Below are 12548 nucleotides of genomic sequence, written 5' to 3' on the forward strand. Positions count from 1 at the left end.
TATCCGCACAATGCAGATGAAGTGGCAAAGAGTGAATCTATCTCTAATCCTAGTTTAGAGCAGGGCTACCCACAACAATATCACCTTAGCAATACAAATTCTACCACAAACAACCTAAAATGGCAACAAGATGGGAATGTTTTACGCAGTGTAGTAGAGCTAGATAATGGAGAAAAACTCCTACTTTCAAAAGATAGGCTAGAAAATGTCTATATCCAAAGCAATCACATAGAGCAAGTAAATAGCTATGATGAACTCATCTTACAAGAAAGCTTAGAGAAGTTTGCCAAAGATGAGCTAGAAAATAAACTTGCTAGACAAATAGAATCTATCTCGCAGTTAGAAAAAATCGGTGCTAACAAAACTATTTCTGCTGAAAGCCTTAATGCGTTACAGACTTTTAACGCAACCGATAAGAACATTATACCACAAAAGAGTAGCAAAGCTGGAATAGAAAAGCTAGATTCCACACAAATACAAAGCCAAATACAAAAAGAAGCCAAAGCATAACAAGAGATGGCAGAGTATTTTGCACAAACTCAAGCTAAAAGAGATGAGATTATCGCTCTAAAAGAAGCTAGACTTGGCAAAAATGCTGATGAAGTGCCATAGATAAGGGGCAGGATATACTCTACAAGCCCATAAGAGATACAAGTATAGTGCTAAATGATGAGACTGCTCCATTTGAAGCGGAGTTTGCAGTAGTTAAACTTAGTGATATAAAGCCAAACTTTGATAACTCAAACACGCAGGGGCGACTTATCAAACAAGAGAGTGCAATAGCAAATATTGTTAATGACTTTAAACCTGAACTTATATTCTACCAAGAGGGCGGAGTAAATGGAGTGCCTATCATCACAAGAGATGGCAAGGTCGTAAGTAGGAATCACAGAAGCGAAGCCTTAAGGCAGATTTTTAACGCACAAACACATAATGCAGAGACTGCACAGCAAAAGTATAAGCAAGGGGCAAAAGAGTTTCTCGGCGTGGCATTAGAAAATGATGAAATCATCGTGCGAAGATTAAAAGAAAATATGAGTGATAAGCAAATACTTCAACTTGCTTTTAGCTCAAATATCGGTAGAGAAAGCACAATGGGCGAAAAAGCTCTCTCCACCCTTAGCCTTTATAGACAAAATATCGCTACCTTGCCAAAAGCTTTGAGTAGTGAAAATGTCAATGGACTAAAAAGCCTTGTGAGCCAACATATAGATAAGCAAGGCAATGGGCTTAATACCTTTGAGCCAAATCTAGCCCTTTTAACAGGCCTAGCGAGAAATGGAAAAAATAGCAATATCTTACAAAGCCTAGATTCCATAAAAGGCAATAGTGAATATAAAAATAAAATCATCAATATGTATGTAGATAATGCAGGAAGCTTTTATAATCTCGCCAATAATCCTAGCTTTAAAAACTTAGAATTTAGAGATATATTAAGCGATGCGATGTATTACACCGCAAAGCAAAATCCTACAAGGGAAGTGGATTATACACATTTGATTAGTGATATTGAAAGCTTTTTAAATATCGCAAAAGACAAAGAAGCTTTAAAAAATGCCCTTGTGCTAGATTCTAACAAAATAGAAAATCTCACCGCTCAAGCCTTTGGGGTAGCACTAGCAAAATTTTCAAGGCAGGAGAATCCAAGCTCTGCTCTATATGAGTGCTTAAAAGAAGCTCCAAAAGCCTTAGAACTTGCCACACAGCCAACATTTTTTACACAGGGCAAGGCTTTAAGTGAAGTAGATATATATGACTTTTTAGAATATCTTATCAATCAAGGGCAGGTTACCCAAAGTCAAAGTGCTTTAAGCCAACTAATGCCACGCTTAAGGGAGCTAAGGGAAAGTATAGCTAATCCACAAAGCAGTGTATCCAAAGTAGAATCTAGCATAGAAGCTAAAGTCATAGAAACTGACACTTTAGAATCTACACCGCAAAAAGTGGATTCTAGCGACATTATTTTTACTGATACAAAAGGTAAAGAACACACGCTTACAAAAGAAGTGCAACAGCAATGGTGTGAAACCTTTAATCTTAAAAGCCTTGATGAAAGCTACATACCACAACTATCGCAAGAATTACAAGAAGCCATAGGTAAGGAAATTAAGCTAACAAAAGGGAGTTTGTATAAGATTATAGAAAAAGGTAGGGAGCAGTATATACCGCAAATAAAAGAGACTTTAGAGAAGCCACAGATTGTCCTACAAGATGAAAGTGAGTTTATTTTTGCTAAGCAAATAAAAGATGATTTATATCTTACAAGCATAGGGAAAGACTTTGATACGCATATAACTATCATTAGCAACTCACCAAAGACTGATAAAACAATACAAATAAGCTAAAAAATGGAAAAATGATATATAAAGCGGAAAATGCGGAAGCCTTACCGACATCTGGGGCATTCACAGAGACAAATCAAGTGCCGTTCTCTAACACCATTATACCACAAATGCCAAAGGATAATAGCGACCCAGCAAAAACTTTTCAATATTTTAAAGATGATTTTGTAAAGGCTTATCCTAAAGCATTAGAATATTTTGAAGGACACGAACCGAGTGCGATTTATCTCTCACACTTTGCAAAAGAGAAAATACAAGAAGCAAATGAAGCCTTGCACAACACCGCAAAAGATGAGTTTAGCAGAATATTAAAAGACATAGGATTTAAACAAAGCGAGATAAATCAAGTGCTAGATCTTACAAATATATATGATGTTGAATACTCTTTGTCAAAAGTAAGAGAATATTTAGATTATGCAAAAAAGCATTATGATACTCTCCCACAAGACCAACAAACTCTAGCAAAAGATTTGCTCAAACATAAACAAGATATACTCAATATATATGAAAGTAAAATGCCACAATATAAAGAGCTAGAAAATAAGCGTATTTTAATGGGTGGCTTTCATAACAACGCAAAGGTTTTAGGCAGTGATGAACATCAAATGCTAAAAGGCATTATTGATGAATTCTGTAAGCCACAAACCATAAAAGATTCTATACAAGACAATCCGCAATTAAGTGCATTGCAAACAAAAATACAGCAGTCAAGGCAACAAATCGCGGAGAGTAAGAATCCTGATAAAGAGTATTTACACCACGCTTTCAAGCCTGATGAAATAATCCAGCTAGAAAAGCAATATTTCAATCAAGCAATGCCACAAGAGTATAAAGAGCTTATACAAGATTTCCCACGACTATATGAGCAACACTTAGCAAATGAGCTAAAAGCCTATGTCAAAGATACAGATACAATACAAGAAGTTACAACACAGCTTTTAAACGACTTTAAAGACAAGCCTTTTAAAGATACAGCTAAAAATGCAGAAAATCTACTCATCAATACATTAAGAGATAAAGCTAAGGAACTAGGCTTTAAAGAACTGGATATAAACAAACCTAGCTTTAAAGTGGCATTTGGGAAGTTTCAAGCAAGGCTTAAAAAAGGGGACATACAAGACTTAAGCGAACATATTGCTATAAACTCACTGCGTAAAAATAGGCTAAGAATACAAGAAGAGTTAAACATTAAACCTTTAAAAGAATTTGGCACAAATTATGCAGAACATTATCATAGTGGAGAATCTGCAATACAAAAGCTACTAGCAGAAAGACAAGGGCAAGTGAGCGGGGCATTTTATCGCAAAGAATTAGGGGATATTGATTTAGTATGGGGAGATTCTAACTTTGGATTAAAGCATATTTTAGACAAGCACGGGAGTGAGTTTAAGGATATAGCAAAAGAGCTAGATGAGATTATACAAAATGGGGAAGTGGTAAAAAATAGCGATAGGGCAACTTTACAATACACAAAAGAAAATGGTGAGATTTTTAAAGTAGGATTAAAAGGAAATTGGAAAGGCGAACCTACACAAAATAAATGGATTATTACGGCTTATAAAGATGAAAGAGAAATGGCTAAGACCATCAACTCTAGCGATTTTACAAAAGGCGAGACTCTGCCTTTAAACTCTAACGCCATTATACCACAACAAACCCTAGAATCTACAATGCAAAAGTTTAATTACGATGAGAAAAAAGCTAAAGACTTATTAGAGTGGCATAAGGATTCTAGCCCTTTAACAAAAGATGAAAATGGAGTGCCTAAAGTGTTTTATCACGGAAGCGAAACTGATAAACCTTTTGAAGTATTTTTAAGTGAAAAAGACCAAACAAAATGGGGATTTTGGTTTAGCAGTAATGCAGATGATGCAGATTTATACGCTAGGACTAGAGGCAATCAAGCAGGGAAGCACGGATATGAAGTTTTTCTCAAAGCAAAAAATATATTTGATTTCAATGATGAGAAAAATTTAGAAGTGCTTAAAAAGATTTTTAGCAAAGAGGATTATGAGTTTAAGCTGGATACCTTGCAAAAATGGGGAAATGAAATTAATGTTTTCAATATACTAAAGGATACAAATTTTGATAGATATAGAAGCAAAGCAGAAGTATTTAAAAATGAACTGAAAAAATTAGGATACGATGGGATAAAAGAGCTAGGCGACACGATTGTAGTCTTTGATTCCAATCAAATAAAGCATATTGATAATCAAGGCGTAAATGGCAAGTATTTTAATGAATCTAGTCCTAATATCTATCAATCTAACGCCCATTTAGGCAGTGGATTGGTGGGTGGAAGTGTGAGCGGGAATTGAGAGTGATGAAAATGGTAATCTAACCTTTAGCCCTGAAAAGTTTGCGTTTGGATTGCTAGGTGGAGTGATAGGAAGCAAGGCAGTTACTCAAGGCTTTACATACTTAAAAAATAATCCAAAGCTAAAAGAAGCGGTGGCAAGGGAACTAGCCGATACTCTAGCACAAGGCTTTGATAAAGCAAAGGCAAAATATCCACTTTTAAGTGCGTTAGAACCACGCTATATAATCCAAAATGAAAGGGGTAGAATAGTCCAAGCAAAAGTGATGATAAAGTGAGCTAGAGAAAAAAGAGCAAAAGGGAATCTATAATGTAGCGTTCAATGGGAAAAATGCTGTTTTGATACAAAAGGATTTGAGAGCGGTAGATGAAGCCCTAAAATTGACGCAAGGCTATCATTTAGAGCATTCACAAAAGAGAAAGGGTGCAAAGCATATCAAAATAGAACATTTACAAGATTCTACAAAAGAGGGCTATGTTACAGATTTAGAGTTGGTGAATCTAGGGAAAGATTTAAGAACTTTTTTAAAAGATTATGAGCCTTTTGTAGAAAAGCAAAAAAGCGGACAAGAAGCTAGAATCTACGAGTGGGAAAACAAAGAGGGTGTTAGATTTAGACTAGTAAGCAAGATACAAGGTGGTGGCACAACCTCCGACTCACACCTTGAATCCGCGGAAGAAATTATAACATTTTATAGTGATAGAAACCTTAAAGACAAAATGGAATTTAAAAATCCTATACTAAAGGTGCAAGAAAAATTTAAATTTAATCCGCAAAAAAGCTAAAGACTTACTAGAATGGCTAAGGACTCAAGCCCTTTGACAAAAGATGAAAATGGAGTGCCTAAAGTGTTTTATCACGGAAGCAAAGAAAAAGGCTTTGAAATATTTGAAAGACAAGAAAAAGGCAAATTTGATATAGGATTTTGGTTTAGTGATAATAAAGCCTTTGCTGATAAATACACTATAGACACATTATCTGCCAATAAAGGCAGTCTCTATAAAGTCTTTTTGAATATGAAAAATCCTTTTTTCAATGAATGCACCGCTTAATGAATCTAAAAAAAGCAGAAATCCATAATATTTTCACACCCACCCCCCAATAAAACCATTTAACCCTTTTGTTTTCAAAATCCATTTTTTTATAATGCCCCTGTGTGTGAGCAAGATGTTTAAAGAAAAAAAGGAGAGCAACAATGAAACTTAGAATCCACAATCAAAGACTTTGCAGAAGCTTTGGGTGAAACAGATGAGCTTGGTGAGTATAGGATAGAGCATTACCACAGAGCTATCCCAAAAGTGAGTGTGAGAAATAATCTAAGACATATTTTTTCACCATTGCTAGAAGTCAAGGATTGCATACTAAAATTATTTTCTTGCGTGAGCTTTTTGGTGTGTTTGCCTATCACCTTAATCCTATCAGCTTTGGAGTATGATAGTAGGCGGAGAATAAAAGTATTGTATCTCTACCTTGTAAAACATAAGAAAGAGATAAAGGCTTACAACAAATATTTAGAACAGACAAAGGAGAAAAAATGATTAAATTAGAGCAAATGGTGATTCCGAGACAATTTTTAATGGAATTTCACAACGCAATATCCCATATCTATTCTCGCTACTACAAATCAGGTAAGCAAGAAAATCTTGCAAGAGCTTGTAATCATTTTAAAAGAGGGGCACTTGATTTATACAAGATAATTGTTAAAGATTTTTTTATACTACAAGAACAAAATAAAAGTTTAGACCAAGACAACAGCATTCAAAAGGAACTACACAAAATTCGTGCAAAAGAATATGGCAGTATAGGAAATGATATGGCTAGGCTTGATTCCTTTAATAGATACCGCCTACTTGCAGAAAAAATTATAAAAACAATAAGAAATTAATCAAAAACAACCACATACACATCGCTCACATTTTAACCCTCCTTTTTTATCAAAAATACTTATACAATAAACACGCTTCCTTGTGGTGTTTATCATAACCCATAAGCCCCGCTTTTAGCATAGGCGGAGCGGATTCTAACAAATAAGTAAGAAGGTAATAGAGTATGATAATAGGCATAATTGTAATTTTAGCAATAGCCTTGTTTATAGCTGTGATTATCTTGCGTTCTATCTATAGCAATGAAGCCTTTGTCACAATAGAAAAAAGCAATAAAGAATGTTTTGTTGCAGAAGTGCAAAAATACGCAGAAGTTGGGTATTATCCCATAAGTGATTGCGTTATAGATGGTTATGGCAATTATAAAATACACTTAAAAAAAAGACTTGAAAACCTACACAGATTCACAGGTGCAAAAGGCGGAAAGGGCGATTTTTTATACTGCTATGATTGTAAGCTTTATCTTTGGCTTGGGATTTGGATATTTTGCTCTAGGGTGGCTTTTGAAATAGATAAGAGTAAAGAATGATAGGTGATTTTTATACGCACAACAAAAAAGGTGGTCGGTATAAGGTGGTGAATCTAGCAGAGTTTAAAAGCGATACGCAGGACTTGCTTTGTGTGATATATACTGATAGATATGGTGTTTTGTATGTGCGTTTGCTAAGGGAGTTTATATGCAAATTTAGTAAGATTAAGGAGTAGAAAAAATGTGTGATATAGCTTGAAATATCATTATTGTGTGCTTGACATTATCTATTGCATCTATTGTCGTGGCATTAAATGAAAAAATAAAAAGGATAAAAGAAAGTAACAAAACACTAGATGAGATTATTTATTTACATAAAGTGATACACGATATTGAGATTACTTTGGGAGAAATTTTAGAAGCAGGAGCAGAAAATGAAGCAAGGTAAAGCGTGATTCTAAAATCTCTGTTAGCATCTAGACAATTCCTTATTGCTCTTGTTTTGAGTTGCCGAGTTTTTCTTGGTAACTAAATCTTTGCGGACTCCTTAAAACTTCCCTATTTCCATCATTTTGAACCATTTGGTTGATTTGCCCCACTTTTCTAACACTCACTGACCTGCTCCCACCCACATTTTAATTAGCTCTGTTTGCATTGCTTTGCGTTGGCGTTTTTGCATTGCGTGATTGCCCAGCCCCACACATTTTTTCTACCTTTGTTTTGTGTTTTTGCACCTGCCCCACATTTGCTTTACCCCGCTTTGGTGTTTTTGTATTGCCTCACATTTGCTTTGTGTTTTCACCATCGCTTTTTCTATCTCGCCCACATTTTGCCTTGCCTCGCCTTGATTTGTCTTGCTGCCCTTTTTGTCCGCCACCCACATTTGCTTTGTCCGTTCTCACTCCGCCCACATCACCCACATTTGAAGTGGTGGGGATTTTTGGCGTGTATGTTTTGCTTTTAAAATAATTTGTTTTGCGTGGATTGTGGAATAATTTGCAAAGATTTTTGATTTTTGTGAAAAAAATTGCAAATGCAAAAATGCGATTTGGCGTTGTGTGCTTTGTGGTAGCTTGGATTCAGGCTTTGTGTATAGGCGTGGAGTGGCGTTTGTAGCGGTGTTTGGGGTGTTTGTGTGATAGGTTTGCGTGATGTGTAAAAGACTGATGAAGCGGTGGAATGGACTAGGGATTTGTGTAATGGTGGCAGAAATGTTAGCCTTTGGAATAGCGAGTGTAAGGGTATTGTGCGGTTTGTTTGTGAGATTTTTGCAAAAAGTGGCAAATTTGTGGTATGACTGCGGCGATTTTGATTTAAGGAATCGTGTTTTTTGAAAAGTGTGTCAAGTTTTGTGCCAAATGCCTTGTGTGCGAAGCGTAAAGCGTGAAAAATGATAAATAGCCTATAATTTTATAGCCTGATGAAAGAAGCCTTATTTTAGGAATTTTAGGGGTTTTGCTGGAAGTGGGTTTGCGATTAAGAATTGGTGTTTGTAGAATCTAGATTCTACTTATCAAAGCCTTGAAAGGAATGCAGGGCGGATTCTATATCAATATGACAATAGCCACTAGGATTTTTCTCTAAATATTTTTGATGATAGCTTTCTGCTTCATAGAAGTTAGCTAAAGGCAGAATCTCCGTAACCGCCTTGCGATTCTGCCCTTGCTCCCATTTTTTGAGACACTCTCTTATCACGCTTTCACTTTGTGAATCTTCATAATACACGCCATTGCGATATTGTGTGCCTCTGTCATTACCTTGATAATTTAACGCGCAAGGATCAATAATGGATAAAAACCGCTCTATAATCTCACGCAGGGACAGAGCAGATTCATCATATTCTAGCTTCAAAGTCTCTACCGCCCCACTTGCCCCACTGCATACAAGATCATAGCTTGGATTAGCGATCTTGGAATTTGCATAGCCCACGCTAGAATCTAGCACACCTTTAAGCCTATCAAAATAGCCCTGCATTCCCCAAAAGCACCCACCAGCAAGATAAATCACCGCCATTTTTGCCCTTTCATACAATGAAATTATTTGAAATGTTAAGTATTTGAGATAGAATCCTACTTACATTGTTTGCACAAAGCACAAACAGGTTCAAAGGATTTTCATTGCAACACATATCAAAAGACACACGACAAGACACATTACAACCCACGCAAAAAGCCCTGTTGCGTTCTATCCCTAAAGTTGATACGCTTCTAGCCCACGCTGATTTACAAGACTTTGATAAAGCCTTTATTCTGCCCCTAATCTATGAGTATTTACAAACTTTGCGAGATTCTATCTCGCAAGGAAAAAGCCCAAATACAGATTTAAACACACACGCTAAAACGATAAAAACTAAGGCAATGCAAGCTCAAGCCCCCACAATGCAAAGTGTGATAAACGCCACAGGAGTGGTGATTCACACAAACCTTGGACGCAGTGTCTTTTCACAAGAGATTATGGAACAAATCACCCCACTACTCACCGCCTACAACACGCTAGAATACGATTTGCACAAGGGCAAAAGGGGGGAGCGATATATCCACGCTACGCAGATTCTAGCTCAAATGTTTGGCGTAGAATCCGCCCTGCTAGTGAACAACAACGCCGCAAGCGTGCTTTTAATCCTAAATACCTTTGCTAAGGATAAAGAAGTCATCATCTCGCGTGGGGAGCTTGTAGAGATAGGCGGGAGCTTTAGAATCCCAGAAGTGATGAAAAGTGCTTCAAGCATTTTATGCGAAGTGGGCGCGACAAACAAGACGCATTTACGCGATTATGAAAACGCCATAAACGAACAAACAGCGATGATTATGAAAGTCCACCAAAGCAATTTTAAGCAAATTGGCTTTACCAAAGACTGCCATATAAAAGAGCTTATCACTCTCGCAAAAAAGCATAATCTCATTGATTATTTTGACTTAGGCAGCGGACATTGTGGAATCTTAAGCCTTAAAGATGAGCCAAGTGTGAGTGAAATTTGTAAATACAAGCCTTCACTGCTTAGCTTCAGTGGCGATAAGCTTTTTGGCGGACCGCAGCTTGGCATTATCCTTGGCAAAAAAAAGCTTATAGACAAGCTCAAATCTAATCAGCTTTTGCGCGCCTTAAGAGTGGATAAGTTTAGCATTCTTGCCCTTATTGCGACACTTCAAGCCTACAAAGACAAAGCCTATCACAAAATCCCAACCCTTAATATGCTTTCACTCCCGCTAGAAAAGCTAGAATCTAGGGCAAAAGTTTTACAAAGCAAGATTGCTCAATCTCGCATTAGCCAACAAATGCAAGTGGAAGTCTTAAGGCTATCTTCACTTGCTGGGGGCGGGAGTGTGCCGCATATTGAGTTTGAATCTTGGGGAGTGAGTTTGCAAAACAAGATTCTAAATGCCAAAGCGTTTGAAGAAAAATTGCGTTTGCAAGGGCTTATCACCTGCATACAAAAAGATAAAATCCTGCTAGATGTGCGGACTTTGCTCCCGCACGATGAAGAAAAGATTGTGATGATTTTAGAATCTGTTTTGGGGCAAGGCAATGACTAAGCAGCCCATAGAGCAAAATCACAATGACATTCACAATGATGTTATAGTAGGACTTGCTGGGCATATAGACCACGGCAAAACCACGCTTATAAAGGCTTTAAATGACTTTGATGGCGATAGCTTAGAGCAGGAAAAGCAAAGGGGCATTACGCTGGATTTGAGCTTTTCAAACCTTGAGTTTAGAGTCCGCAATGTCGCTTTCATTGATGTCCCCGGGCATAGCAAGTTAGTAAAAAATATGATTGCTGGGGTGTTTGGCATTGATGTGCTTTTGCTTGTAGTTGCGGCAAATGAAGGCATTATGCCTCAAAGCAGGGAGCATATACATATCGCTAATTTACTTGGCGTAAAAAGCTGTATTTGCGTCATCACTAAAATTGATAAGCTTGAAAACAAGCAAAAAGACTTAGCAGACTTAGAATCTACAATCAAAGATTTTTTTAAGCCCCTTGATATGAGCTTAGATTCTATCTTTGCTTTGAGCTTATGCCCCACGCCTAGCACACAGGAGATTGAAAATTTAAAACAAAGGTTAGAATCTATCCCCAAACCGCCAAAAGATGACTATGGAGTTTTTTTGTATTACATAGATAGGAGCTTTGCTATTCAAGGGGCGGGTTGCGTGGTAACAGGCAGTGTGCTAAGTGGGGAATGCCATATTGATGAAAAGCTCTATATTTATAATAAATCTAAGGAAGTGAGCTTAAAAAGTATTCAAGTGCATAAGCAAAAGGCGTTAAAAGCCTATCCCTCACAACGCGTTGCACTCAATCTATCCGCGATAAGTCATAATGAGCTAAAGCGGGGCTATCTCATCTCAAAAAAAGGCTTTTTGCGTGGATTTGATAGCATTGATGTGGGGATTTTTGGGGAAGTTAGGCACAACGCCACTTATACGCTTCATATCGGTAGCTTTAAACTCAAGGCTAAAGTTTGTGTGCTTACCACGCATAAAGATTCAAAGTTTGCGGATTCAAACGCCACAAATTTAACAAATATGGATTCAAAAGTTATAGTTTCACACGCCTTTGGTAAAGCCCCGCTTACCCTTGCTACACTCAAAACCGATACCCCCATTTTTGGTATCTACTCCCAACGCTTTGTCTTACGCAATGATAATGACACGCTTTGTGGTGGCGTGATTTTAAACCCCATTGCCGATCCTATCAAAAAACACACTCGTTTAATCCTTTTAGAATCCCTAGCAAAAAAAGACTTCAAACAAAGCTTTTATCTCTTAACGCAGATTCACAAAAAGGGCTTTGGACTTGTTAGCTCCACGCAAAGATTCTGCCTAAGCCACGCTCAAAGCCTAGAGATTGCTAAAACTTTAAATCTTTTCCTTGATGAAAAAGTCCTAACGCTCTATCCGCTCTCCCAAGTAGAGACACTCAAAACGCATATTGTAGAGATTTTCTCACGGAATAAAAACGCCCTTATATCCGCTCAAAGCTTAAATACAAAGCTCAAATGGGCGTCCCCTGCCCTGTGTCAAAGGGCATTAGATGAGCTTTTAAAAGAAGGGCAGATAAAAAATCAAAATGGCTTATATCTCTCTCAATGGTGTCAAATACAAAATATCCACACTTACGCAGAGCAAAGCATTTTAGAATCTTTGGCAAATCAAGGCTACGCACCCCTAGCACCCTATAATCTCTATGAAGAGCTAGAGATTGATAGGAGTCTAGGCGATAACGCCCTAAAAGCCCTAACTCACGCTCAAAAAGTCGTGCGTATCACGCATAATCTTTTTATCACCACAACCGCCCTACAAAAAATTGTGAGCTTAATGCGTGAGATTTTACAGACAAATGGCTATATTGATGTGAATCTGTTACGAAACCACACACAATTAAGCCGAAAATACCTTATTGCCTACTTAGAATACCTTGATAAATTTGATGACATCGTGTGTAAGGATAATAAACGCAGTTTAAAATACGCCCCGCAAAACCGAGCCTACAAAGATTCTAGTAAAGATTCCAACCAACCAAAAGGATAAC

General features: G+C 37.2%; 16 protein-coding genes. 13 read left to right on the forward strand and 3 right to left on the reverse strand.

Annotation, left to right across the window (positions count from 1 at the left end):
- Nucleotides 1-21: 21 nt before the first annotated feature.
- From HCCG_RS01280 to HCCG_RS01325, 10 genes are all read left to right on the forward strand, one after another.
- Nucleotides 22-510 (forward strand): hypothetical protein, encoded by a 489-nt coding sequence (locus HCCG_RS01280; RefSeq protein WP_015453779.1) that lies wholly within the window; start codon nt 22-24, stop codon nt 508-510.
- 149 nt (nt 511-659) lie between these two features.
- Entirely contained in the window at nt 660-2345 is a 1686-nt protein-coding gene (locus HCCG_RS01285; RefSeq protein ID WP_015453780.1) for a PBECR2 nuclease fold domain-containing protein, read from the forward strand.
- Between the two features lie 11 nt (nt 2346-2356).
- On the forward strand, nt 2357-4660 hold the full coding sequence (locus HCCG_RS01290) for a putative barnase/colicin E5 family endoribonuclease (protein ID WP_002955551.1): 2304 nt from the start codon (nt 2357-2359) through the stop codon (nt 4658-4660).
- Nucleotides 4661-4724: 64 nt separating this feature from the next.
- A complete protein-coding gene (locus tag HCCG_RS01295; RefSeq protein ID WP_230197818.1) occupies nt 4725-4937 on the forward strand; it encodes a hypothetical protein in 213 nt (70 codons plus the stop codon).
- A 76-nt stretch (nt 4938-5013) separates the two neighbouring features.
- On the forward strand, nt 5014-5445 hold the full coding sequence (locus HCCG_RS01300) for a hypothetical protein (protein ID WP_230197819.1): 432 nt from the start codon (nt 5014-5016) through the stop codon (nt 5443-5445).
- A 12-nt stretch (nt 5446-5457) separates the two neighbouring features.
- Nucleotides 5458-5712: an ADP-ribosyltransferase-containing protein gene (locus HCCG_RS01305; RefSeq protein WP_002955553.1), complete on the forward strand. Its 255-nt coding sequence runs from the start codon at nt 5458-5460 to the stop codon at nt 5710-5712.
- Nucleotides 5713-5895: 183 nt separating this feature from the next.
- The gene (locus HCCG_RS01310; RefSeq protein ID WP_034547876.1) at nt 5896-6198 is read left to right on the forward strand and encodes a hypothetical protein; all 303 of its coding nucleotides are present in this window, start codon (nt 5896-5898) and stop codon (nt 6196-6198) included.
- Nucleotides 6195-6545, forward strand: a complete 351-nt coding sequence (locus tag HCCG_RS01315; RefSeq protein ID WP_002955556.1) for a hypothetical protein — start codon at nt 6195-6197, stop codon at nt 6543-6545. Before HCCG_RS01310 ends, HCCG_RS01315 begins: the two co-directional genes overlap by 4 nt.
- A gap of 164 nt (nt 6546-6709) precedes the next feature.
- On the forward strand, nt 6710-7072 hold the full coding sequence (locus tag HCCG_RS01320) for a hypothetical protein (protein WP_002955558.1): 363 nt from the start codon (nt 6710-6712) through the stop codon (nt 7070-7072).
- A complete protein-coding gene (locus HCCG_RS01325) occupies nt 7069-7248 on the forward strand; it encodes a DUF1653 domain-containing protein (protein ID WP_002955559.1) in 180 nt (59 codons plus the stop codon). The genes HCCG_RS01320 and HCCG_RS01325 overlap by 4 nt, the downstream gene beginning before the upstream one ends.
- Nucleotides 7249-7500: 252 nt before the next feature.
- Here the strand turns inward: HCCG_RS01325 and HCCG_RS12765 are convergent, their stop codons facing one another.
- Complete coding sequence (locus tag HCCG_RS12765) at nt 7501-7626, reverse strand: hypothetical protein (RefSeq protein ID WP_002955561.1); 126 nt, start codon at nt 7624-7626, stop codon at nt 7501-7503.
- A 165-nt stretch (nt 7627-7791) separates the two neighbouring features.
- Nucleotides 7792-7914: a hypothetical protein gene (locus HCCG_RS12770; protein ID WP_268257947.1), complete on the reverse strand. Its 123-nt coding sequence runs from the start codon at nt 7912-7914 to the stop codon at nt 7792-7794.
- 249 nt (nt 7915-8163) lie between these two features.
- On the opposite strand from HCCG_RS12770, the gene HCCG_RS11870 reads away from it, so the two are divergent.
- Nucleotides 8164-8346: a hypothetical protein gene (locus HCCG_RS11870; RefSeq protein WP_002955566.1), complete on the forward strand. Its 183-nt coding sequence runs from the start codon at nt 8164-8166 to the stop codon at nt 8344-8346.
- A 172-nt stretch (nt 8347-8518) separates the two neighbouring features.
- Here the strand turns inward: HCCG_RS11870 and msrA are convergent, their stop codons facing one another.
- Complete coding sequence (msrA, locus tag HCCG_RS01330) at nt 8519-9025, reverse strand: peptide-methionine (S)-S-oxide reductase MsrA (RefSeq protein ID WP_002955567.1); 507 nt, start codon at nt 9023-9025, stop codon at nt 8519-8521.
- A gap of 104 nt (nt 9026-9129) precedes the next feature.
- On the opposite strand from msrA, the gene selA reads away from it, so the two are divergent.
- Both selA and selB read left to right on the forward strand, forming a co-directional pair.
- Nucleotides 9130-10545 (forward strand): L-seryl-tRNA(Sec) selenium transferase, encoded by a 1416-nt coding sequence (gene selA, locus HCCG_RS01335; RefSeq protein ID WP_015453782.1) that lies wholly within the window; start codon nt 9130-9132, stop codon nt 10543-10545.
- Entirely contained in the window at nt 10538-12547 is a 2010-nt protein-coding gene (gene selB / locus HCCG_RS01340) for a selenocysteine-specific translation elongation factor (RefSeq protein WP_002955569.1), read from the forward strand. The genes selA and selB overlap by 8 nt, the downstream gene beginning before the upstream one ends.
- Nucleotide 12548: the final 1 nt, after the last annotated feature.

Source organism: Helicobacter cinaedi CCUG 18818 = ATCC BAA-847 (assembly GCF_000155475.1).
GTDB lineage: Bacteria > Campylobacterota > Campylobacteria > Campylobacterales > Helicobacteraceae > Helicobacter_C > Helicobacter_C cinaedi.

What these genes read in the sequence shown, in the direction of transcription:
- HCCG_RS01290 (WP_002955551.1), top strand. Translation starts at nt 2,357, where the DNA reads ATGATATATAAAGCGGAAAATGCGGAAGCCTTACCGACATCTGGGGCA.
- HCCG_RS01305 (WP_002955553.1), top strand. Translation starts at nt 5,458, where the DNA reads ATGGCTAAGGACTCAAGCCCTTTGACAAAAGATGAAAATGGAGTGCCT.
- HCCG_RS01315 (WP_002955556.1), top strand. Translation starts at nt 6,195, where the DNA reads ATGATTAAATTAGAGCAAATGGTGATTCCGAGACAATTTTTAATGGAA.
- HCCG_RS01320 (WP_002955558.1), top strand. Translation starts at nt 6,710, where the DNA reads ATGATAATAGGCATAATTGTAATTTTAGCAATAGCCTTGTTTATAGCT.
- HCCG_RS01325 (WP_002955559.1), top strand. Translation starts at nt 7,069, where the DNA reads ATGATAGGTGATTTTTATACGCACAACAAAAAAGGTGGTCGGTATAAG.
- HCCG_RS11870 (WP_002955566.1), top strand. Translation starts at nt 8,164, where the DNA reads ATGTGTAAAAGACTGATGAAGCGGTGGAATGGACTAGGGATTTGTGTA.
- msrA (WP_002955567.1), bottom strand. Translation starts at nt 9,025, where the DNA reads ATGGCGGTGATTTATCTTGCTGGTGGGTGCTTTTGGGGAATGCAGGGC.
- selB (WP_002955569.1), top strand. Translation starts at nt 10,538, where the DNA reads ATGACTAAGCAGCCCATAGAGCAAAATCACAATGACATTCACAATGAT.